At 27.9% G+C, this 23,487-nt stretch carries 21 protein-coding genes, 1 tRNA gene and 2 other RNA genes; 9 read left to right on the forward strand and 15 right to left on the reverse strand.

Translation table 11 applies throughout. The features are described from left to right. The first annotated feature begins 146 nt into the window (after nt 1–146). Complete coding sequence (locus P8F83_RS08165) at nt 147–839, forward strand: response regulator transcription factor (protein WP_315112398.1); 693 nt, start codon at nt 147–149, stop codon at nt 837–839. Continuing rightward, the gene (locus tag P8F83_RS08170) at nt 832–2,292 is read left to right on the forward strand and encodes a HAMP domain-containing sensor histidine kinase (protein WP_326514206.1); all 1,461 of its coding nucleotides are present in this window, start codon (nt 832–834) and stop codon (nt 2,290–2,292) included. Before P8F83_RS08165 ends, P8F83_RS08170 begins: the two co-directional genes overlap by 8 nt. A gap of 32 nt (nt 2,293–2,324) precedes the next feature. Here the strand turns inward: P8F83_RS08170 and P8F83_RS08175 are convergent, their stop codons facing one another. Beyond that, on the reverse strand, nt 2,325–4,340 hold the full coding sequence (locus P8F83_RS08175) for a sensor histidine kinase (protein ID WP_326514207.1): 2,016 nt from the start codon (nt 4,338–4,340) through the stop codon (nt 2,325–2,327). Further along, nucleotides 4,327–6,282, reverse strand: a complete 1,956-nt coding sequence (locus P8F83_RS08180) for a PAS domain-containing sensor histidine kinase (protein ID WP_326514208.1) — start codon at nt 6,280–6,282, stop codon at nt 4,327–4,329. Before P8F83_RS08180 ends, P8F83_RS08175 begins: the two co-directional genes overlap by 14 nt. A 125-nt stretch (nt 6,283–6,407) precedes the next feature. Here P8F83_RS08180 and mscL point away from each other — a divergent pair, with 125 nt between their 5' ends. Then, on the forward strand, nt 6,408–6,803 hold the full coding sequence (gene mscL, locus P8F83_RS08185) for a large-conductance mechanosensitive channel protein MscL (RefSeq protein ID WP_326514209.1): 396 nt from the start codon (nt 6,408–6,410) through the stop codon (nt 6,801–6,803). Between the two features lie 14 nt (nt 6,804–6,817). Here mscL and P8F83_RS08190 read toward each other — a convergent pair whose 3' ends face one another. The 7 genes from P8F83_RS08190 to P8F83_RS08220 form a co-directional block, all read right to left on the reverse strand. After that, nucleotides 6,818–7,732 carry a tetratricopeptide repeat protein gene (locus P8F83_RS08190; protein ID WP_326514210.1) on the reverse strand — a complete coding sequence of 305 codons (915 nt, stop codon included), beginning with the start codon at nt 7,730–7,732 and terminating at the stop codon, nt 6,818–6,820. 51 nt (nt 7,733–7,783) lie between these two features. Next, nucleotides 7,784–7,964: non-coding RNA, 6S RNA (ssrS, locus tag P8F83_RS08195), on the reverse strand. A gap of 21 nt (nt 7,965–7,985) precedes the next feature. Beyond that, a non-coding RNA gene (gene ssrS / locus P8F83_RS08200) (6S RNA) lies at nt 7,986–8,168 on the reverse strand. Nucleotides 8,169–8,265: 97 nt separating this feature from the next. Continuing rightward, nucleotides 8,266–9,228: a hypothetical protein gene (locus P8F83_RS08205; protein ID WP_326514211.1), complete on the reverse strand. Its 963-nt coding sequence runs from the start codon at nt 9,226–9,228 to the stop codon at nt 8,266–8,268. 23 nt (nt 9,229–9,251) lie between these two features. Then, the gene (locus tag P8F83_RS08210) at nt 9,252–9,875 is read right to left on the reverse strand and encodes a Fe-only nitrogenase accessory AnfO family protein (RefSeq protein WP_238906190.1); all 624 of its coding nucleotides are present in this window, start codon (nt 9,873–9,875) and stop codon (nt 9,252–9,254) included. 73 nt (nt 9,876–9,948) lie between these two features. Then, nucleotides 9,949–11,337 (reverse strand): sensor histidine kinase, encoded by a 1,389-nt coding sequence (locus P8F83_RS08215; protein WP_326514212.1) that lies wholly within the window; start codon nt 11,335–11,337, stop codon nt 9,949–9,951. A 13-nt stretch (nt 11,338–11,350) separates the two neighbouring features. Next, the gene (locus P8F83_RS08220; protein ID WP_315112419.1) at nt 11,351–12,049 is read right to left on the reverse strand and encodes a response regulator transcription factor; all 699 of its coding nucleotides are present in this window, start codon (nt 12,047–12,049) and stop codon (nt 11,351–11,353) included. A gap of 166 nt (nt 12,050–12,215) precedes the next feature. Here P8F83_RS08220 and P8F83_RS08225 point away from each other — a divergent pair, with 166 nt between their 5' ends. The 3 genes from P8F83_RS08225 to P8F83_RS08235 all read left to right on the forward strand — a co-directional run bounded on the left by P8F83_RS08225 (nt 12,216) and on the right by P8F83_RS08235 (nt 14,496). Continuing rightward, the gene (locus tag P8F83_RS08225) at nt 12,216–12,446 is read left to right on the forward strand and encodes a hypothetical protein (protein ID WP_315112422.1); all 231 of its coding nucleotides are present in this window, start codon (nt 12,216–12,218) and stop codon (nt 12,444–12,446) included. A 16-nt stretch (nt 12,447–12,462) separates the two neighbouring features. Beyond that, nucleotides 12,463–13,008 (forward strand): hypothetical protein, encoded by a 546-nt coding sequence (locus P8F83_RS08230; RefSeq protein WP_326514213.1) that lies wholly within the window; start codon nt 12,463–12,465, stop codon nt 13,006–13,008. Between the two features lie 201 nt (nt 13,009–13,209). Beyond that, the gene (locus tag P8F83_RS08235) at nt 13,210–14,496 is read left to right on the forward strand and encodes an aminotransferase class V-fold PLP-dependent enzyme (protein WP_326514214.1); all 1,287 of its coding nucleotides are present in this window, start codon (nt 13,210–13,212) and stop codon (nt 14,494–14,496) included. Nucleotides 14,497–14,514: 18 nt separating this feature from the next. On the opposite strand, the gene P8F83_RS08240 is transcribed toward P8F83_RS08235, so the two are convergent. The 5 genes from P8F83_RS08240 to polA all read right to left on the reverse strand — a co-directional run bounded on the left by P8F83_RS08240 (nt 14,515) and on the right by polA (nt 19,655). Next, nucleotides 14,515–14,600, reverse strand: a tRNA-Leu gene (locus P8F83_RS08240). A gap of 133 nt (nt 14,601–14,733) precedes the next feature. After that, nucleotides 14,734–15,864 (reverse strand): glycosyl hydrolase family 8, encoded by a 1,131-nt coding sequence (locus P8F83_RS08245; RefSeq protein WP_326514215.1) that lies wholly within the window; start codon nt 15,862–15,864, stop codon nt 14,734–14,736. Further along, nucleotides 15,854–16,420: a lytic transglycosylase domain-containing protein gene (locus P8F83_RS08250; protein WP_238906204.1), complete on the reverse strand. Its 567-nt coding sequence runs from the start codon at nt 16,418–16,420 to the stop codon at nt 15,854–15,856. Before P8F83_RS08250 ends, P8F83_RS08245 begins: the two co-directional genes overlap by 11 nt. 17 nt (nt 16,421–16,437) lie before the next feature. Further along, the gene (gene coaE / locus P8F83_RS08255; RefSeq protein WP_326514216.1) at nt 16,438–17,037 is read right to left on the reverse strand and encodes a dephospho-CoA kinase; all 600 of its coding nucleotides are present in this window, start codon (nt 17,035–17,037) and stop codon (nt 16,438–16,440) included. 11 nt (nt 17,038–17,048) lie between these two features. Then, nucleotides 17,049–19,655, reverse strand: a complete 2,607-nt coding sequence (polA, locus tag P8F83_RS08260; RefSeq protein ID WP_326514217.1) for a DNA polymerase I — start codon at nt 19,653–19,655, stop codon at nt 17,049–17,051. A gap of 160 nt (nt 19,656–19,815) precedes the next feature. Between polA and P8F83_RS08265 the strand changes: the two genes are divergently transcribed. Both P8F83_RS08265 and P8F83_RS08270 read left to right on the forward strand, forming a co-directional pair. Beyond that, nucleotides 19,816–21,039: an aminopeptidase gene (locus P8F83_RS08265; protein ID WP_326514218.1), complete on the forward strand. Its 1,224-nt coding sequence runs from the start codon at nt 19,816–19,818 to the stop codon at nt 21,037–21,039. Nucleotides 21,040–21,150: 111 nt separating this feature from the next. Beyond that, a complete protein-coding gene (locus P8F83_RS08270; RefSeq protein ID WP_326514219.1) occupies nt 21,151–21,663 on the forward strand; it encodes a hypothetical protein in 513 nt (170 codons plus the stop codon). 22 nt (nt 21,664–21,685) lie between these two features. Here P8F83_RS08270 and P8F83_RS08275 read toward each other — a convergent pair whose 3' ends face one another. After that, nucleotides 21,686–22,258 (reverse strand): hypothetical protein, encoded by a 573-nt coding sequence (locus P8F83_RS08275; protein WP_326514220.1) that lies wholly within the window; start codon nt 22,256–22,258, stop codon nt 21,686–21,688. Between the two features lie 156 nt (nt 22,259–22,414). Here P8F83_RS08275 and P8F83_RS08280 point away from each other — a divergent pair, with 156 nt between their 5' ends. Beyond that, a complete protein-coding gene (locus P8F83_RS08280) occupies nt 22,415–23,314 on the forward strand; it encodes an HD domain-containing protein (RefSeq protein WP_326514221.1) in 900 nt (299 codons plus the stop codon). Nucleotides 23,315–23,487 lie beyond the last annotated feature (173 nt).

Raw genomic sequence — 23,487 nt, forward strand, 5'->3', positions numbered from 1 at the left:
ATTTACTATATGTGCATTTAATAATTACTATTCTAATTTTATAATATATAAACAGGCTTATTTTCTATATTGTAAAATTTGAAAACAGAACTTCTCGTTTATATGCTATAATTTACATAGAATGTTTTAAAAAGGTGGTTTTATAGATGAACATTTTGATTGCAGAAGATGATAATGATATAAGAGAGTTAATTAAACTACACCTATCTAAGGAAGACTATACTGTTTTTTTAGCTGAGGATGGGAAAAAGGCTATTGATATCTTCGATACTAATGATATAGACTTAGCAGTTTTAGATATTATGCTTCCCTTTGTAGATGGATTTAACATATTAAGACACATAAGAAATACTAGCGAAATTCCTGTTATTTTTCTTACAGCTAGAGGAAATGACGAGGATAAGATTTTAGGTCTTGGTCTTGGTGGGGACGATTATATGGTGAAACCCTTTAGCCCAATTGAACTTACAGCTAGAATACAAGCTCAACTTAGAAGATACTATAAATATGCAACTGGAAAACAAAATGACAGAGTTATCTTAGGATATTTAATTCTAGATAAAACTAGCTGTGAAGTTCTTAGAAATAATATTCCTCTAGAGCTTAATGCTAAGGAGTTCAAGATATTAGAACTTCTAATTGAAAACCCAGGTAAGGTTTATACTAAAAAACAGATTTACGAAACTATTTGGGAAGATACTTATTATGGTGATGATAATACTATAATGGTTCACATAAGTCATATAAGGGATAAAATTGAAGAAGACCCTAAAAAACCTCAATATCTAAAAACTATTCGAGGTATTGGTTATAAAATGGAGAAGATAAATAATGCGTAAGTATTTTAGACTTATTCGACTTAGAAAAAGAAAAACTCTAGCAAATTTTTTACTTAAAAATTATGTTATATCCTTTATACTTATGTTTTTTGTTTTGATTTTAACCTTATTATCTAGTGCGGTTGTTGCTCTATTTTATTTTAATGTTGATATATCTGATGCAACATCTCCTAAAAACTTCATAAAGGATAACTATAAGGATATAGATGCAAGTTATATAACTGAACTGGGCGGCTATATGGCAATAGTCGACAATAACAATAATATTATTTATACAACTGGAAATGTAAAACCTCCTTTTGATAAAAAGAAACTCACTATAGAAAATATTAATTCCATAACATCTTCTTATGAGGCTTATTCAGGACTTTTTCCTGAAAGCAAAGCAAAAAGACGTAATACTTTTTTCTATAGAACTTCTTATAGTCATAAAGGAAACTTTTTGATGGTTTTAGCCATTCCAGCTGAAAAATACACTGAAATTGAATTATCACCAAAGAGAATTACAGTTAAACAATTTATACTTATCTGTCTTGGAATATTCTTAGTAATATTTCTTGCAGTTTTTTATATTTATTCTAGAATAACCTCCTCCTATTTTTTAACACCTCTTAAGCTTTTAACTCATGGTGCTAACAAGCTAGCTTCAGGCAACTATACTACTAGGATAAATCTAAATAATAAAAATGAATTTAAAAATTTGAGTAATGCCTTTAACATTATGGCCTCTAAAATAGAGGAAGAGATAAGTCTTAAAGAAAAATCTGAAGAAGCTAGAAAAAGGCTTATTTTAGATATATCTCATGATTTAAAAACACCTTTAGCCTCCATACTTGGGTATTCTGATTATCTAATGGAAAACATACAACTCTCCCAAGAGGAACAAATAAAGTATCTTTCTGTAATAAAAAGAAACTCAGAAAGAGCTAATAACTTAATTTTGGATTTATTTGATTATTCAAAATTAGATTCTTGGGATTTTGAATTATCCATGAATGAAGGTGATATCTGCGAGTTTTTAAGAACTTTAATAGCTTCATATATTCCTTTAATGGAGGAAAATGGCTTTAATTATAATTTTCATATTCCAGATGAAGCAATATATCTTTCTTTTGATAATGAAAATCTAGATAGAGCTTTAAGTAATTTAATTATAAACAGCACTAAATATAATCCTGCTAACACAACTATTACCGTTAGCTGTTATAAAGACAATAGGTATATAAATATAATTGTTGAAGACGATGGTATAGGAATACCTAATGATAAGTCTGAGAGTATGTTTAATCCATTTACACGAGGAGATGAATCAAGAACTAGTAAAAACCCTGGAACAGGACTAGGGCTTGCTATAACCAAGGCTGTTATTCTTAAACATAAAGGTTCTATAAGATTAATAAGTGATATAAATAAAGGCTGTAAGTTTATAATTAAGCTTCCATTAAAACAATAGGAGTGAATTTCTTCACTCCTAACCCACAATGTCTAGATATCTGATAAATAAATATCTGAAAATTCTATATCAACTTTTTCTACTAAATCATTAATTTCAAAAGATTTATATATAGAATCTTTATTTTCTATATGTATTTCTTCATATGGGAATGTTATTAAAAATTCATTTCCATATTCTTCTTCTGATATAAGTACTAACTCTCCTTGTTGAAGTTCTATTAAACTTCTACACAAATATAATCCAAGGCCACTTCCCTCTTTATCTCTATTTAATGACTTATTTATTTTAGTAAATCTATCAAATAAATAAGGCTTAATGTCTGAAGATATTCCAGGCCCATTATTTTTTACACTTATACAAAGCTTATCTTTATTTATATATATATTTACATATATATCCCCATCTACTTTTCCAAACTTTACTGAGTTTGATAATAGGTTTAAAACAGCTCTTTGTACAAATTCCCAATCACATATAGTGTATATTTCTTCTTTTTCTGAATCAAATACCAACGACATTTTCATTTTTTCAATATACCTAACTGATGCTTGGGCTGCATTCTCTACTAATTCCACAATATTATAAATACCGTAGTTAGGTCTTAAATAATTCTCTGAAATCTTATTAGCATCTATAAAATTATTTATAGTTCTTATAAGTCTTAAACAATTTTGTTTTATAACTACTGTATTTTTTTCTATAGCCTCGTAATTATTATCTTGTATATATAACTCTTTAATCTGCAGAGAAGTATATATTAAATTTATTGGTGTTCTAAGTTCATGAGATATATTAGCATAAAATTCATTTTTAACATTTTCTTCTCCTAAATATTTTTGGAGTTCTATTTTAAGATTATAGTTAATGTTCTTTTCAGTGACATCCTTAATAAATAATATTTTAGTGTTTTCTTCTGATTCAAACATATAAATATCTAAATATTTTTCTTCTCCAGCTATTTCTATGTTTACGCTCTCCTCTAAAAACTTTTCATTAGAAAGTGAATACTTTAACCCTAATTTTTCTAATGTGTCTCCTAAAGTTATATTTTTTACCTTATCTAAAGATATGTCTATAAAATAAGTTGAGGCTTTATTGGCATACGAAATCTCATCAAAGTGAAATATTATTATTCCATCTGATATTGATTCTAATAATGAAACATATTTTTTTTCACTTTTAGATAGAATAATTTTAACTTCTTTTAGAATATTTAATCTATCATTTAATGTTTTATTTAACTGAATATGCCTATCCTCAACTTTAAGTAGATCATCATACATACTACTATAACTTTCAAATAAAATATACTCATTTAAAGCTCTATATAAAAAATAGTAAGCTAGATATTTAATTATGTATACAAATACTAAGGGTTGTATACTAAAAGTAAAATAAAGTTTTACTATGTATTCGTATATAAATACTAGAATTAAATATGTATACAAATACTTACTTTCACTTCTTCCTATGTAGTATTTATACTTATGTATTAAAAGTAAAGCAACAAAAAACAATATGGCGGTATATTTCCATATATTATATCCTACAATTAGATACTCTGATGCTGTTCCCTGAAAGTTAAAAGTGAAAAGTGCAAACAATCCTACCCCAAATATTACTAAACAGTAGGCAAAAATTAAGTCTGTAACTTTAGGTTTTATCTTAGTAAAAATTGTAGAAATAATTATAATCATATATTCTAAATAATTATTAGCTAACCATACAAAAATAGTACCTTTACTTTCAAAACGCCCAACTTCCATAGAGTTTATTAATACTATATGTACTGTGTTAATAAAACATAATAAAGTGAAACCATATCCTATATAATTAAAAATACTATTACTTTTATATTTTTTAGTAAAAGTTATAAAAACTATAGCCATTGTCAAGGATGCGCACAACATTTCTATTGCTATATAAAAAACGTTATAATCTTTAGTTATTAGATAGCTTAATATTGTGATTACGATAGAAACATAAAACATATTTATCTTTGTATTATTTTTCAAACGATCAACTATTTTTTCAAATATGTTCATTCTCCTTAAGCTCCTTGTTGAAACTCAAAAATATAGAGGTACCTTTTCCAACTTTAGATTTAATTTCTATACCCCCATTTTGTAGTTCCATTAAATTTTTCACTACAAAAAGACCTATACCTGTCCCCTTTTCTCTTACATATTCATTGTTTTTCCCTCGTGCATATCTAGTGAAAGCACTATTAACAAATTCCTCTTCCATTCCTACCCCATTATCTTCAACCTTTATTACTACTGATTCTTCTGAATCTTCAACTTCAACTAATATTTTCCCATTTCTAGGTGTATACTTAAGTGCATTAGATATAAGATTTAATATTATCCGCTCCATAAAATCCCTATCTAAGTATAAATAAACCTCTTCTTCATTAGTATCAAATATTAAATCAATTTTGCTTCCCTTTACATATTCAACTAATTTCATAATTGTATCTTCTATAATCTCAACCAAATTACAGTACTCCAAACTTGGTTTTAAAAAATCCGATGATAGTCTAGAGTGATCTATCAAATTATTAGTTAACCTAATGAGAGAAATACAATTATCTTTTGCAATTCTCTGATACTTCTTTACTTCATCTATATTACCATTTGATATAAGTAATTTCTCTAACTGAGCAGCTGAATAAATTACATTTATAGGAATTTTTAAATCATGACTAATATTTGATAAAAAATCACTTCTAAGTTTTTCTTCTATTTTTTTATGGTCTACTCTAGTTTTAATCTCATACATATTCATCTTTTCTGTTATATCAGTTATAAGTACAAGGCACTGTTCATCTTCTTTAGATATTTCTAGAAATTGAATTTCTAAACAAGTTTTTTCACCTCTATTTATTAACTCTGCTTCATAGATTTTCCCAAAATTAATTTTATATTTTTCTTCTTTAAATATCTTTTCATCATCAAATCTAACAAACTCTAATATTTTTTTATTAATTACCTTTTTTAATCCACTTATTTGCGTGATAGATAAAAATGCTGGATTTGAGAAAAGAATTCTTCCATTTGATAAGTTTAAAAGCAGCATGGGAATAGGTATATTTTTAAAGAGATTTTTGAACATATCTTCTCTTTTTGATAATATTTTTTGAGAAAATTCTAATTCCATACTTTTACCCATTATTTTACTGTTTAGCTCACTTAAACTATTATTTCTTGTATGCATGTCCTTGAATGTTGTATTATATGAGTTATTTAAAAGTTGCTGCAATATACATCCAAAAAAAATTGTAAATGCCATTAAATTTACATACTCATGTATTATATTAGTTGTTATATTTTTTAATACTATGATATTAATACTTCTAACCGTAATAGAAATCAATAAAAAATTAACATAAAAATACATATAATTTAATTTATTAGCCTTTAACAATCCAAATTTTCTATTTTTTATTGATGCGAATAATAAAAAGCTTATGGATATACCAATAATATATATGTTAAGAGTATAAAAATCGTTTATAAAACTATTTATTATAAAACACAACAAAAATACACATGCTATTGTAGTCCAATATTTTATTTTAGTATTTGTTTTTTTACCGTTATTAATAAAATACAGATTCATAAATAACATAATTGAAATTAACAATTTTGGGAAAATATATGAAAATCTTAACATCTTATCATCGTACACATTTATAGTTTCTTTAGATATGAAGTCAATAATATTAAATATAGACGCTATAAAAAATGTTGAAGTTAAAAAATAAAAACTTTGATTATTTGACTTATTATGTAACGTATTAGTAATCATCATAATTGAGATACTGATTATAATTGATAACACCTTTATTACACTTAAAGTAATTTTTATGGAAATAAAGTTCATCAAAAAAATCATTAATGATAATAATAATAAAATAACTATAATACTATAAATTTTATCTATTTCAATATAAATAACTTCTTTTAAATTTTTCCTTTTTAACAAAATTACCCCTCCTATATCTAATTTTAATAAATTTTAGTAAAAATGTGAATGATTTTAAAGAAATTTATTGTTTTTTTTCTATTTTTTATATTATTATAGTGTTAAAAAACGAAGGAGGTACTTTTATGTGGAAGGAATTTAAAGAATTTGCTGTAAAAGGTAATGTTATAGATCTTGCAGTAGGTGTTATTATAGGAGGAGCCTTTGGTAAAATAGTTACTTCATTAGTAACAGATATAATTACTCCTATAATTGGTTTAGTTACAAGTGGTGTAGATTTTAAAGATTTAGAATATGTACTAAGAGCAGCTTCCAGAGATAGTGATGCTGTAGCTATTAAATACGGACAGTTTATTCAAAATATATTAGACTTTTTAATTGTATCTTTTTCTATTTTTATTTTCATTAAGCTTTTAAATAAACTTAAGAAAAAAGAGGAAGAGAAAAAAGCTGCTGCTATTAAAGAAGAGATTGTTCTTCTTCAAGAAATACGTGATTTGCTTAAAAATAAAAATAGCTAGGACCCTTAGGGTTCTTAGCTATTTTTTATTAATCTTTTAAATCCTGACTGCTTTATAACCAAGGCTAATTCCTCATCTTCTAAAATATATTTAATAAAATCTGGATATAATTTCAAAGCTAATTCTAAGTCTTTAATAGAATTAGCAAAGTCATGTATAATAGCATAAAAGCAGGCTCTATTGTAATACAAGAAGTGACTGGAAGGATTAAAACTAATACCCTTAGTTAATACTTCTATTCCTTTTTCTAAATTTTCATGTTTATAAAGCACAGCTAAATTTAGAAAACTATAGGCATATCCTAAGTTTTTCTTTATTGATTTCTTATAATAATCTATAGCTTTTTCTCTCATTCCAAATTTAGCACTTATAACTCCCATATTAAATAAAGCTAAATAATGTTCCTTATCTATGTCTAAAGCCTTAGAAAACTTCTTGTATGCCAAATTATTTATATCTAACTCTTCATAAATAGAACCTAAATTTATGTTAGTCCAAAAATCCTCTTCATTAAGTTCTAGAAGCTTTTCATAATATTTTATTGCACTTTCTTTATCTCCTAAAATGTCATAAGCATTAGCTAAAAAGAAATATGCTTTATTATAATTTGGATTTATGTATATAGCTTTTTTGTACAAGTTTATTGCTTTTTCATATTCCGAATTTTCATCATAAATGACTGCTAATCCATAATAGGCTCTTTCTTCATCTTCGTTTATGGATATTGCTTCCTTATAATAAGCTTTTGCTTCTTTTAACTTTCCAAGGTTGTGATATATTAACGCTAGACTAATAAGCACTTCAATCTCTTCCCCATTAGATAATTCATTAGCTTTTAAATATAAGTTAAGAGCCTTTAGTTGTTTATTTTCTTTCTCAGCCTCTTCGGCTTTTTTAATATACTCTTCTATCAATAAGTTACTTTTCATAATTCCCTCTAACGATAAAAAAGAGGGTCTCCCCTCTTAAATGTTCACTGTTATACTTCCAAAATATCGCTACCCTAATTTTGACACCTATCTCTCGATAGGTGGGTGTCCTCACAGATACTTTTATGTCCTGGCCATCAGGTCTTATAGGTCAATTTAATATCTAAATCTTGAACTCCCATGGTTATAATGTAGGTTCAAAATAAGAGCTACACAAATACCCCAGAAGTAATACTTACATTTTAATTGTAATATTGAAACCAAAATACCGTTACTCTAATTTTGAGCCCTATCTCGCGATAGGTGGGTGTCCTCACAAATATCTTTATGTCCTTGCCATTTAGGTCTTATAAGTCAAATTAGATATTTAAATCTTGAACTCCCGAAATTTAAGTGTAGGTTCAAAATAAGAGCTTCACAAATATCTCAGAAACAGTATCAATTTATTAATACGATTATATAATAATGATATTTAAAATGCAACATGCATTATTTGGTGTAATTTTTAAAATACACTAACTACATCTCTCTAGTTAAATTTTAAGTTGAATACCTGAAGTTTTCAATTCACAATTAGTACATCCATTTTCTTTTACTTTAATCTTCTTAAAGTTATTAACTATATTAAAAATGCTTTTATCTATATCATATTCATGATTCATAATAAATATTTTTCCATCACTAAACTCAATTTTCACTGGAACAATATCTTTAATACTGTTATTAAATAAATTAGTTTTCTCTGATGGAGTATATTTTATAGATTCTCCTTGTTTACCTTTTATCTCTATGCAATCAGTTGAGGTAACTAGTGATCTTACACTTCCATCTTCATAAAAGCTTAAAGAATTATTTTCTCCATGAATACCCATAGAGCTAATATCATAAGCTAAAATTTTACCTATTAATGTTTCTATACTTATTGGCTTTTCAGGTTCACAAGATTTTATGCTACCATCTTCATACAATGAAATTCCTGTTCTTATAGAAATTAATCCAAAGTTAGTTTTAATCTCAACTTTTTCTCCTGGCCAAAAGCTTATACTTTTTACTTTTTGGTTTTTATAAAGTTGAATGCTCATAAATTTACTTTCAAAATTTCCAAATCCTAAATTAAATTTATACTTTTTAGCTAACTCATATTCATCTTCTTCTCCCCAATATCCACTAAGTTTTCCGTTTAAGTGAAATATTCTTTTTATTTCTCCAGTTTCATAAAAAGTTATCTTTTCTACTGAAAAAACATCTTCTAATATTTTTATATCCATCGCATTATTTAAGTTTATAACTTTAATAGACCCATTTTCATAAAAAGAAATTGAACTATTGTATTTTCTCCTTATCTCCCCTTGTTCATACTGAGGAATAAAGGTTCCATGTAAGGTTTTTATCTCATTTTTTTCATCTAATATACATTCTTTTAAACTTCCATCTTCATAAAATTCTGCCGAAGTTACACCACATAATAATCCATATTTAGTATTATATTCTTTCATAATTTTCCCCCTTATTCTAAAAATTATTCTTTAATTAAACTTATCTTTAACTGATTTGTACATTCATCTTCAATCTTCATACTAAACCCATAGCTTTTACTTTTGCTCTCTAACCAAGGTGGTATATGACTACAGCTTATGTCCAATTTTTCATAAATTTTATTTTCTAAAAATGGAATTATTATTTGCTTTGACGATAGTTTTTCATTTCTATTTTGAATATCATCTAAACTGATATAATAATGTCCCTCTCTTATTTTCTTTATGTGTTCTTCAATAATAACTTCTATACTCTTAGAAGTTTCTTTATCTTTTTTTAGTTTTTCTTCTTCATCTACAATATCATCTAAAAAATCTTCTGGCCTTCCTTCACATTCCCAAACAACTATTTTTGATGAACTTAGTATATTATAAGCTACTCCGCTTATTTTTTTTGCTACAACTACATTACAATCACTAATTTCAGATGAAATTGCCTTAAATTTATCACGTATCTCATGTATTTCGGTTGAAGCTATAGGCAATATAATCAAATCTCTTATCACTTGCCAGCTTCCTTGAATCTTAGAAAACACCCTCAAATGACCTTGCTTATCAAAAGTAGTTACTTCACCTAAATTATCTACAAACACTGCTATCTTGTACATTTTCTCCTCCCCCTTAAATAAAAAAGACGCAGTAATTACATACTGCGCCCTTGCAAAACATTTCTTTATTAATTTATATTATTCTATCATACTTTTCTATTGGTGTCATCATTAAATCTATTTTAAAACTTGCTCCCCCTTGCATATTATTGAACGCCATAATATTGCCACCATGTCTTTCTATAATACTTTTTGTTATCGCTAAGCCAAGTCCATAGTTTCCCCCTTCGCCTTTATAAAATCTTTCAAATATACTATTTATCTTCTCTTCTTTAAACCCTATTCCATCATCAGCTATAATAATTATTATATTTTCATTCTTTTTTTCTAATTTTATATCTATATATTTACTCGCATACCTTAATGAGTTTCCTAATACGTTAATTAAAGCTCTAGTTAGTTTTTCTTCATCTCCTGTTACTTCAACAACTTCTAGAATAGGATTGTATCTTATGATCCTGTTATTTCTCATCCCTATTCCATTAACTCTTTCAATAGAACCTTTTATTAACTCATCAACATTAATTCTTTCTACTTTCATCTCTTCCTTATTAGAATCTATCTTTGTTAAATATAATAAGTCCTCTACTAGATTAGCTAATCTTTTGCTTTCCTCTATTATAATATCTATGGCTTTTTCTTCATCCTCAACTACACCATATTTTATTCCCTCTGCATATCCTTGAACTGACATTAAGGGTGTTCTAAGTTCATGAGAAGCATTTTGCATAAAAGTTTTCATAGTTATATCATAATTCTCTAACTTATAAGCCATTTCATTCATTGTATTAGACAAATTATCTATCTCTATATCTTCATAATATATTTTTTTCTTAGTATAATCTCTTTCACCTATTTTTTTAGCATTTTGGCTAAGTTCATATATAGGTTTAGAGATTTTTTTAGAGACTTTATTTGATACTATTGCAGTTACAATTAGAGTAATTAAAATTACGGGAATCAATATAATATTGACCATTATATTTGCTTTTCTAACTTTATTTAAATCTGAGTAAATAAATAAATATTTATTATCTACATTATAAAAAACAGCACCATATTTCTTACGATCTGAGTTAAAATAGAAAACCTTATTTCTATTTATGCTATTTCTTATCCACCTGTTACTATTAATTGAAGGAAGTATTCTACTCTCCAATACATGAAGTTCTCTTGAATCTTCGCTTTTTGGGTATATAATAGATCTATCTTCATCAATTATCGCATATTTAATATTTAAGTATAATTCACCTTCCTCCAATACCCTATTACGCTCTAATGTCTCATTACTCTTAATAGACTCTTCAACTAAGCTACCTACTTTTATAAGTTGAGATTTTGTCTCTTTTTGTATATATATTCTTAAACATAGCTGAAACATTAAAGCTATTGCTAAAAGAGAAACAACTACTATTACTATCTGTGAAGTAAAAATTCTATTTTTAATACTTTTTCTTTTCATCTCATAAACCTCTTTACTTTTCATCATCAGATATCATAAACCCAAATCCCCATAAAGTTTCAATCCTCACCTTAGAATTAACTCCCATTAACTTTTTTCTTATTCTTTTTATCATATCATCAGTTGCTCTAGTATCTACCTCACTATCAAATCCCCATACCTTATTTAATAATTCCTCTCTACTTACACCTTTATTTTTATTTTCTATGAGATATAAGAATAAATTAAATTCCATAGGGGTAAGCTTTAAATCTATACCATTACAAAGAGCATATCTTCTGTCTGGATAAAATATCAAATCTAAAATATAAATCACATCTTGTTTTTCATTGTAATTCTTTTGAAATTCAATACGCTTAAATATACTTTTTACTCTTAGAACTAGCTCAACAGGGCTAAAAGGTTTCGTCATGTAATCATCACTTCCAAGCATTAAACCAGCTATTTTATCTCCTTCTGTATCCTTAGCAGATATTATTATTATAGGAACTTCACTATCTTTTCTTATTTCAGTACAAACCTCTAGCCCATCTAACTTAGGCATCATAATATCTAAAAGTATCATATCAGGAGATTTTCTTCTAAATGCTTCTAATAGTAACTTTCCATCACTAAATGTCTCTACTTCATAACCTTCTTTTTTCAAAAACATTTTTATTAAATCTTGAATCTTGACTTCATCATCGGCAATATATATTAACTTATCCTGCATTTTGCACCACCTCAGTACCACGTTAAATAAATTATACCATGTTAAATAATTGTTATTGCTATTCTATATATTATTGCCACAATTTTGCCGCAAATCCTCGGAGATTTATCCTAATTCATTAGATTAAACTATATATAAGATAAGTATCTTTGAAAGGAAGTGTTCTATGAAAAAAAATATTTGTTTATCACTTATATTTATAATAATCTTGTCAACTGTAGGTTGTGGTAGGATTAGTAGCTTAAAAAATAAAACATCCACCTCAAAAGAAATTAAAGAAGAAGCTAAAATCTCAACTAAAAATATAGATTCGACGTTAGAAAGTCTAGATAAAGTACTTGATTCACTAGAAATAGATAATTTTGATGAGTTAGATTCTATTATAAGCAATAATTGAAAGGGGTTTATATAAAATGAAAAATATAAAAGGTAGATTTTTATCAGCTCTATTAATAGCTTCATTATCTATACCTGGAATTTCTGCATATGCAAAAGATAGCAATTCTAAGTTAATTAATAACTTAAATAAAAAGCAAGAGTTATTAGTTAAAAAGCAAACTCTTCAAGCTGCAAGAGATTCTCTTAACAGTAATAAAGAAATAATTAAAAATAATCGTGAAACTAATAAAACTTTAAAAAATGAAATTAAAGTAAAAACCAGAACCATTCATGAAAAACTAAAAGGAGATTTGTCTTTTGACGATGAAACTTTAGAGAAAATTAAGACTGAACTTAAAAATACCCAAAATGAAATCACCAAGTTAGAGAACACTTTACAACCTATAAAAACGGCTACAGAAGCAACAAAAAGTAATATAAAAAATAAGAATTTTGATGCAGCAAACATAGAAATGGAAAAAATAATTACCCTCCAAAATACTAGAACTGAAAGTCTTAATAAGGTTGATTTGATGGTAGATAATTTGTTAAATTTAATTAATTCCCCTGGAAATTTATAACTATTTTAAAGATAGATTTTTAAATAAATCTATCTTTTTTCTTATATAATTTTTTACAATGAGTTTTATCCAATCTATTAATTATTTTTTATTTCATTATACATGCTTTTCATGACTTATTAACCAATTTGGAACACATATCATCTTTTAAAGGAATATATTGTAGTGTATTTTACATTTAATTAAATATGGAGGAAACCTATGATTACATCACCTTGGAGGAATCATTTCTTTGGAACTGATACTTACATGAAAACCACCCTTGGATATATTCCTCGCGTATATATGAATAACGCTGCAACTCCCCAAATATCGAAAGTGGTTGTAGAAAAAGTTGAATCACTTCTTCATCATTATTCTTATCACAATGAGCAAAATTATTTATCTGAACAAATTCAAACTGCTTACAATAATGTAAGAAATATTATTATTGATTATATTGGTGGAGACAGTAAACTTGATTCAGTTGTTTATACAGACACAACTACTTCTGCTTTAAATCTTTTAAGCCACATTGCCTTACAGGATGATCCAGATCAAGTTATAATTACTACTCGCATGGATCATATGGCTAATTATCTGCCATTTAGAATTCGCTTTAAAACTCTATTAGTTAGACTTACTACTGATGGCAACATAGATATGAACCATTACGAAGATCTTTTAATAAAATATCAAGGGAAAGTTAAACTTGTAGCTGCTATAGCAGCATCAAATATTACTGGAATAGTTACTCCTTACTACAAAATGGCATATTTAGCTCATAAATATGGTGCAAAAATTCTTTTAGATGCTGTACAACTTGTTCAACATAAGCCATTTTCAATGAAAGCCCATTCTGACCCAGAACATATAGATTTTATCTCTTTCGATGGTCATAAATGTTATACAGGTCAATCTGGAGGAGTTCTTATTGGTCCAAAAGAGTTTTTAGATAAATATCATCCAATGACTTATGGCGCTGGAGTAACTCATTTTGTAAATGACGAAAAATACATTTTAAAGGATTCTCCTTTATCTCATGAAGCTGGTTATCCTGATTTCATGGGAATAATTTCATTTGGTGAAGCTCTTAATTACTTAAAAAGTATTGGACTTAAAAATATTTCAGATTACGAAGATATGCTTTATGGCTATATGATAAAAGAACTTAAAGAAATTCCTGGTTTAACTATTTATGCTCCACAACAAAACACTTCAAACCTTCCATATGTTTCTTTTAATATGGATGGTATTTCTTATAAAAAGCTTGGAAGCATTTTAGGCTTTCAATTTGGACTTACTGTTACAGCTGGATTTTCAGGTGCTGATATTTATGTTCAAGATTTACTTGGACTCTCTAATGCTGAAGCTTATGAGCTATTTAAAAGTGGTGAAGGATATGGAGTTGTTCGTGCTTCCCTAGCAGCTTTTAACTCAATGGAAGACATAGATAGGCTTATAAGTGCTTTAAAAACAATATCTGTAACGATAAAAAAAGAGAGATAAAACCTCTCTTTTTTTATATGGTGCAGATGGCGGGACTTGAACCCGCACGAGAGTACACTCGCTACCCCCTCAAGATAGTGCGTCTGCCATTCCGCCACATCTGCTTATTTTTACTACATTTAATATCATAATGCCATATCACTGTTTTGTCAATGTTTTAGCATTTCTAAAGAATTTTCTAGTTATTTTTAGAACTATACCATCTATTAAAACCATATATTTGTTACTTGTATTCTTTTAATCATCTAGCCCATTTGAACTTAAAAAAATTAATGCGTTTAAATTATCATAAGAATATATATCCATGGTTTTTTCTTCACCAAAAGCTCCATATACTGGACTTGTATTATTTTTTATCTGAAATTCTACCATACGTTTTTTAACATTCTCAGCTTCGTTAAATCTTCCATCATTCTCAAATAATTCACCTATAAAAGCATATATAGACGTAGATTCTATATCACTTAATTTTTCTCCCTTAGGTGAATATTTTATGTATACTTTTTTATCTTTATTAAACTCGTTCCATAGCCAGTCAAGTTCTGGAGTTATATCAATATTTGCCGATTGTAAATACTTTAAAGCTATAAGTGAATATACCAATTCTGTTTCTGTCTCATTAGAATATTCTCGTGAATTAGGTCTATAGCTTTTTTTAAACAAAGGTAGTCCTTTAGTTATCTGAGCATTTTTTATAAGATCTAATGAATTAGCGTATATCTTATCCCACTTTTTATTGCTCTCTTTTAGATAATTCATGGTTGTTAAATCTAGATAACAAATAGTAACATCTTGTCCTATTGAACTCCCATCATTAAAATCAAATATGTATCCATTGTCTTCAACATTTTTTAATAGGTGCTGCGAAATACTTGCTGCTAGGTGTTTATATTTATTTTCCTGCCATCTGTCAGATCCATATATAAGTGCTTTTATTATTCTTAGGTCATCAATGGTTGAAGAACCTTTCGAAATCTCATTATCGTCATATCTCCAAGCCACCAAACCCTTAGAGGTTATTAATCTATCTTTAATAATTCCATAACTCTCATCAAAAGCATCTTTATCATTAGCACCTACGGCATATAACATCCATAATCCCTGAGACTCAGATAGTACACTATGACCTTTAGTTGTTTCTTTATCATTAGGTTTTTCTAAATAAGTAGTGTATATACCATAATCCTTTTTGCTTAGGTTATTGCTTATAAAATCATGTACAATTTTTTCTTCTTTCGCTTTTTCTTTTTCGCTCCAACTTATTCCTGTATTTATAGTAAAGGTATATGGCTTAATAAAAACAAACCATATACCAAATAATACAAGATTAAGTAATAACACCACTGCGATTGTTACTTTAACCTTCATTTTTTTTCCCTATGCCCCCATATAAAAATTTATAGATATTGTAATTTACTTTAACCTTCTTTATATATTTATCTGTTTCTCCAAAAGGGATATTGTGAAGATTAACCCCATCCTTTGAAACCTCTGAATTATCAAGCCACTTATTAACATTTCCCCGTCCAGCATTGTAGGCAGCAAGTACTAAATCAATATCATTAAATTCTGTTCTTAAGTTATCTAAATACCAGCAACCCATCTCTATATTAGTATCAGCATCAAATAAATCACTGTACTTAAAATCTGTTTTTTTCATCTCTCCTACAATCCATGTTGCCGTTGGCTCTGTCATCTGCATAAGTCCATATGCTTGTTTATGAGATACTACATCCTTCTGAAAGTTACTCTCTGTTTTTATTATAGCCATTACTAAATATGGATCTAGATTATATTCCTCAGAATACTCAACTATGGTTTCTTTATACTTTAAAGGATACACAATTTTAAGTATACATTCTCTAAAAAATACAAGAAATATAATTATACACAAAATTATTATTATTCTTTTTTTTGCTTTCATTCTTCACTCCTTAGAAATTATTTATAAAGGTTTAGTATCCCTATTAAATCTCTAACTTGAACTTCTGTACTTAAAATGTCTTTGGAATTATCAATTATTATATTTGCATATTCCTTCTTTTTTTCTAAACTAAGCTGGGCATTTATTCGTTGAAGAGCCTCTCCTGTTCCCAGTCTATCTCTATCTTTAATCCTTGAAAGCTGTGTATTGTGATCAGCCCAAACAACAACAACTAAATCCATAACTTCATGTAAATTATTTTCTATTAATGTTGGCGCATCTAATATCACAATCTTAGCCTTTTTATCTTCTAATTTTTTGAAAGCCTCATCTATTTCCTTAATTATATAAGGAATTATCATCTCTTCATATCTAGCTCTAAGTCTTGGAAATCTAAAAATATGGTTACCGAATTCTTTTCTTCTAAACTCACCTTTCCAGTCAAAAAAACCTTCTCCAAACTCTTTTCTAATTCTTTTTAATATATCTGGGTATTTATCTAATACCTCTCTAGATATTACATCTGCATCAATTATAGGAAATCCAGCATCTTTAAGAAATTTACTAACAGTGCTTTTTCCCGTTCCAATTCCACCTGTTAATCCGACCTTTAACATACTATTACCCCCTATTTTGCATCATACCAAGTGTCACCTATATTTACATCAACTTCAAGCGGAACATTTAATTCTAATACATGCTCCATTTCATTTTTAACTAGTTCCTTAACTTCTTCTATTTCATCTGGCTTAACATTTAATATAAGTTCATCATGAACCTGAAGTATAAGTTTACTCTTAAGTCCATTTTCTTTAAGTTTTTCATAAACCCTTATCATAGCTATTTTTATAATATCAGCAGCACTTCCTTGTATAGGAGCATTCATTGCCAATCTTTCCCCTAAGGCTTTTAATATTTTATTAGAAGATAGTATTTCTGGTATAAACCTTCTACGGTTTAAAATTGTTAATACATATCCAAACTCTTTAGCTTTTTCCGTTACCTCATGAAGAAATCCCTGTATCTTAGGATATCTATCAAAATATATCTGCATATACTCTGCAGCTTCTTTTTTAGTAATCCCTAAATCTTGAGCTAAAGAAAAGTCTGAAATCCCGTATACTATTCCAAAGTTAACAGCTTTAGCTCTTCCTCTCATAAGCTTAGTTACCTCATCTAATGGAACTTTAAAAACTTCTGAAGCAGTTTTAGTATGAATATCTATATTTTCTCTAAATGCATGAAGCATATTTTCATCTTCTGCCATGTGTGCTAAAACTCTTAACTCTATTTGAGAATAGTCAGCTGATATAAGAACATCTTCCTTCTCTTTAGGAATAAATACTTTTCTTATAGCTCTACCCATTTCATATTTAATAGGGATGTTTTGTAAATTAGGTTCTGTTGAACTTAATCTTCCTGTTGTTGTAACTGTCTGATTAAAGCTTGAATGTATTCCTCCATCTTCATCAATAACAGCTTTTAACCCTTCAATATAAGTTGAGTATATCTTTGTTATTTGTCTATAATAGGTTATTTCTTTTATAATTGGGTGTTTATCTACTAATTTTTCTAAAACCTCTGCATTAGTTGAATATCCAGTTTTTGTTTTCTTAACTGGAGGAAGGTCAAGTTTTTCAAACAGTATTTTGCCTAACTGCTTTGGCGAATTTATATTAAACTCCTCACCTGCTAGCTCATAGATTTTATTTCCTTTTTCATCTATTTCTTTTTTAAATGAAACTGACAATTCTTCTAGCATTGTTTTATTTATATTAAAACCTTCCGCTTCCATAGAAGATAGTACATTTGCAAGCGGTAACTCTACATTGTAGTACAGATCCTCCATTTCATCTTCTTTTAGCTTCTCTCTTAACATATCAACTAGATTTTTAAGATTATAAGCCTCAAAAACCTTCTCTTCTTCACCCTCTGCTTTAATTCCTTTATTTAAGTATTTTTCTAAAAGGATTTCTAATGGATATTTACCCTTTGATGAATCTATTATATAAGCTGCTAACTCAACATCAAATTCTATACCTTTAGGCTCAATATTAAATTTTCTTAAAACAGTTAAAGTATTTTTTATTCTATAGGAATATTTTTTTATTTGTTCATTTTCAAAAAGAAATTTAAGTGCTTTAATATATTCTTCTGAATTTTCATTCTCTATCTTTAAACATTCTATAATAAAAATTTCATTGTTAGAACTTAAGTAAAGCCTATTTATATTAATTTTTGAAAAAACATTCTCTTCTATAAGTTCAGATATTATATAAACATCTTTTGATATTTTATCCATTAAGTTTTTGAAATCTGATATTGTGGTTATAGTTTGAGAATTAATATCCTCTTTTTCTTCTAATATATTCTCTTCTTGAAATCTACCTAAAAGAGACTTCATTTCGAGCTTAATTAGTAATTCTCTAACTTTTCTCTTATCTATATTTTCATTATGAAGAGCTTCATCCCAAGAAAATTCTATAGGTACATCCCTCATAATAGTTGCAAGCTTTTTACTGAAAATTGCCTGTTCACTGTAAGTTTCTAAATTATCTTTTATTTTTTTACCTGAAATATCAGCTATGTTGTTTAATACACCCTCTACACTTCCATAGGTCTGAATTAATTTGTAAGCTGTTTTTTCCCCTATTCCAGGAACCCCTGGTATATTATCAGACTTATCGCCCATAAGTCCTTTTACATCTATAAATTCTAGAGGTGTAACTCCAAAATCCTCCTGCATTCTTTGTCTATTATAAACTTCCTTTTCAGATACACCTTTTTTAGTAATTATTATATTTGTGGTATCAGATGCTAATTGAAGCGCATCCTTGTCTCCAGTTAAGACATATACTTCTATATTATCTTCTTCTGCCTTTTTAGATAAGGTACCTAAAAGGTCATCTGCTTCAAACCCATCTAATTCAAATATAGGTATACCTAAATAGCTAAGTAGCTCCTTAGTTAAAGGAAACTGTTCTGCAAGCTCTGGCGGCATTTTTTTTCTGCCTGCCTTATACTCCGCATACTCATTATGCCTAAAAGTTGGTGCTTTTTTATCAAATGTTGCTATTATATAATCTGGGACTATTTCATCCTGTATTTTCAAAATCATATTAGTAAACCCATATATGGCATTAGTATGGATACCATCGCTATTAGTAAGTGGTGGCAACGCATAAAACGCTCTATTCATAAGTGAATTACTATCTATAAGTAAAATCTTCTTCATTTTTTCCTCCAAATAAATCATAATAAGCTAATTATACTATTTTTAGCTAAAAACTTCATCTATCAGTATTATTAATTTTAACATATAAAGGTTAAAATATGCTTACAGCTTGAAATATAAGGCAAGATTTGAGAAAATAAAACTGAAGGAGTGATAATAAATGGAAAAATTATTACAAAAATATGCTTCTCTCGCTGTAGGGACAGGAGTAAATATACAAAAAAATGATTACTTAGTTATAAACTCTCCAATAGAATGTGCTGACTTTGCTAGAAAGATGGCTGAAGAAGCTTACAAAAAAGGTGCTAAAGAAGTTACTATTCATTGGGCAGATGAAAAATTCACAAAAATAAATTTAACTTATGCTTCTCTAGAAACTTTAGGAGAGGTTCCTGATTGGAAAGTGCAATCAAAACTTTATTATGCAAAAAAAGGAGCTGCCTTCATTAGCATCTCTGCATCCGACCCTGAAAACCTTAAGGGTGTTGATACAGAAAAAATATCAACAGCTCAAAAAGCTATGCAATTAGCTAACAAGGATTTTTCTGAACTTTTAATGTCAAATAAATGTCCTTGGTGTGTCGTTTCAGTTCCAACTGAAGGCTGGGCTAAAAAAGTCTTTAATGATTTATCTACTGAAGATGCAGTTGCAAAACTTTGGGAAAATATATTTAATATAGTTAGAATTGATACAGAAAATCCAAATGAGGCTTGGAAAGCTCATATAGATAACTTGCAAGAGAAAAGTAAATTCTTAAATGACAATAATTTTAAAGAGTTACATTACACTAATTCCAAAGGAACAGACCTTAGAGTACAATTACCTGAAAGACATATTTGGGTTGGAGGTGGAGAAACCTGTGCTGATGGCAGATATTTTGTAGCAAATATGCCAACTGAAGAAGTATTCACTCTACCTTTAAAAACTGGGGTCAATGGAACTGTATTTTCTTCAAAACCACTTAATTATGGTGGTAATTTAATTGATAACTTCTCATTAACATTTAAAGATGGAAAAGTTGTTGATTTTTCAGCTGAGGAAGGTTACGATACTTTAAAACATTTAATAGAAACAGATGAAGGATCTCACTACTTAGGGGAGGTTGCATTAGTTCCTCACGATTCACCTATATCTAATTCAAACATAATATTCTTTAATACATTATATGATGAAAATGCTTCCTGTCATTTTGCTATTGGTAAGGCATATCCTTGCTTTGATGATGGCGATAAAATTACAAATGAAGAAGCTGTTAAAAGAGGGGCAAATGACTCTTTAACTCACGTTGATTTTATGATAGGGACAGATGATTTAAATATAGTTGGTTATACTTATAATAACGAAAAAATCCAAGTATTTAAGTATGGAAATTGGGCTTTTTAATTAGAAAATTTTCTGGAAACTCTTTTTTATAGGGGTTTCCTTTTTTCATTTTGTATCACATTATGGATTTTTTGAGTAAACTAATAGTGTATTAATTTACTGGAGATAATAATGTGGGAAGAACTTACAAAGGAATTAGATAAATTATCCCCAAAGGAAATGTCTGCTCAATATCATTTTTTAGGGGAAGGTATCGCAAGAAGAGTTTATGCTCTTGATGACGAATATGTAATTAAAATTTCCAAGGGTATAGATGGTTTTTATCAAAATTCTGTAGAAAATTATGTTTTTCAAAATGCTTCAAGTAATCTGAAAACTATATTATGCCCAATAGAATACTTTACTCCAAAACATATAGTTATGAGGAGAGCTACACCTATGTCTTTTTTTACTAAAACAAAATATATAAACATTAGTAATTTTACAGGATACTCACATATTAAAAATTATCTTGATACTTTAACAGATAAATTCTATCTTTTAGAGGAAGATTTATATTCCCCTACCTCATGGGGATTCCTTGATAATAGCTTACGTTTAATTGATTATGGTTGTACTAGTAATTATGGTGATTATTATTATGATTTTGTCTTTACCTTAGATAAGCTTGATAACTTTTGGTAAAAGGAGGATCTAAAACATCCTCTTATATTCCCAAAGGTATTTTTCCTGATAAAAGAGGTTCACCACTTCTTTGTACATCTGGAAAATTATTTATATATTTTAATCCAAGTTCATATCCACGTCCCCAATATTCATCTGATATATCTAATTTTTTCCTTTCGATAATTTCCATATCCTCAGATAAAAAATCCGCTATATTAGGTGTAAATCCTACCCATAATCCTTTTGGATTCTCACCTGGCATAATATCGTTGTCATATTCATTTCCATTTTTATAAGTATTTAATGAAAGTAGTTTTGATCCAATAGTAAGTTTGTATTCATTAATTAAATCTTTTGGAAAAGCTAAAATAGCTACACAATCTAAGTCATCTGAGTAAGCTGCTACTAAAAATGGATTTAATGAAACAACTATGGCTGGCTGGGGAAATCCGCTTTTTATAATTTTTTTAAGCGTTTTTATTCTATACTTATTATATATTCCTTTATAAAAAGGTTTGTCTTTAAACAAATCTTCTCTTAATATTTGTAGTTTTCTCATGGATAAATTTATATCCATATTTATATCTCCATAATAATAATTCTTGTAACTCATCCATCTTCCTCCTACACATATAGGTTCTTTTAAATATATATTATCATACTTTACATATTTTGGAAATAAATTGTAATTTTAATCTACTATTTCCTTAGAATAATTTCAATTTGTTTTTCTTATAATAAATTTAATGTCTTTGATGAGGTGAATGTTATGAATAATAAAGTGTATGCTAAAGATATACATATTTCTAAATCAATTATTAAATCAACTTTTATGATAATTAGAAAACTATATAAGGATGGTAAAAAGGATATTATTATTTTAGGAGATAGTTCTGGAGATTTTAAAGCATCTATAGTTGCAAATACAAGTTTAGAATTAGGAATGGTTTTGAAAGTTAAAGGAAAATATACTTCTATTTTCGAAGTTTCAGAATATGAAATTGAAAAAAATCCAGATTTAGATATATTTTTGCCTAAATATAATGGTGATATATCTAATCTTTTAGCTGAGATTGAGAAAATTTCTTTAGAAGAATTTAAAAGCAAAGATGTTTTAACTTTAAATGAATTTTTCTTTAAGGATCAGGAATTTTTAGATATGTTTAAATCAGGCATTGGTGGAGTCTCTCAACATCATAACTATCGTGGTGGCCTTGCAGAACATACTTTAGGGGTTATGAAACTAACTAAACATCTTGCATATAGCTACGGAATAAGGCGTAAAGAAATTGCTATATTGGGGGCTAAGCTTCACGATATTGGTAAAATATGTGAATTTTATCATGATTCTCCCTTTAGATATAGTCTAAGAGGAGAAATGGAAGGTCATATAGTTATAGGTACTCAAATGGTTGAAAAGGCTTTTAATGAACAACCTACTCTTTATACTGAGGAATTTAAATCAAGAATAAAAGCTTGCATAGTCCAACATCATGGAAAATTAGAGTATGGTTCGCCTAGGGAACCTAAAACAGAAGAAGCTTTGATTTTAAGTATTGCTGATAACATAGATGCTACCATGAATAAGGTTCAGCAGATTAGAGATATTACTCCCGAAGGTAGTTGGTCAGAGTATGATAAAAGAATTAACAGCAAATTGTTTTTATAGAAATAAGGTATTCCTCACAAGTTTAGGAATACCTTTTAAAAAGTTTCACAGTTTTTTAAAGAATTTTATTACTGCTGTCATGAAAAGTCCAGCCACTAAAAATAATTGTAAAAACTTTTTAACCTCTAAATTGGTGGTAAAAATAGAACCAGCTAAAATTCCTATAAAAAGAA

Origin of the sequence: Clostridium intestinale (assembly GCF_035905475.1) — a bacterium.
Lineage (GTDB): Bacteria > Bacillota > Clostridia > Clostridiales > Clostridiaceae > Clostridium_T > Clostridium_T intestinale.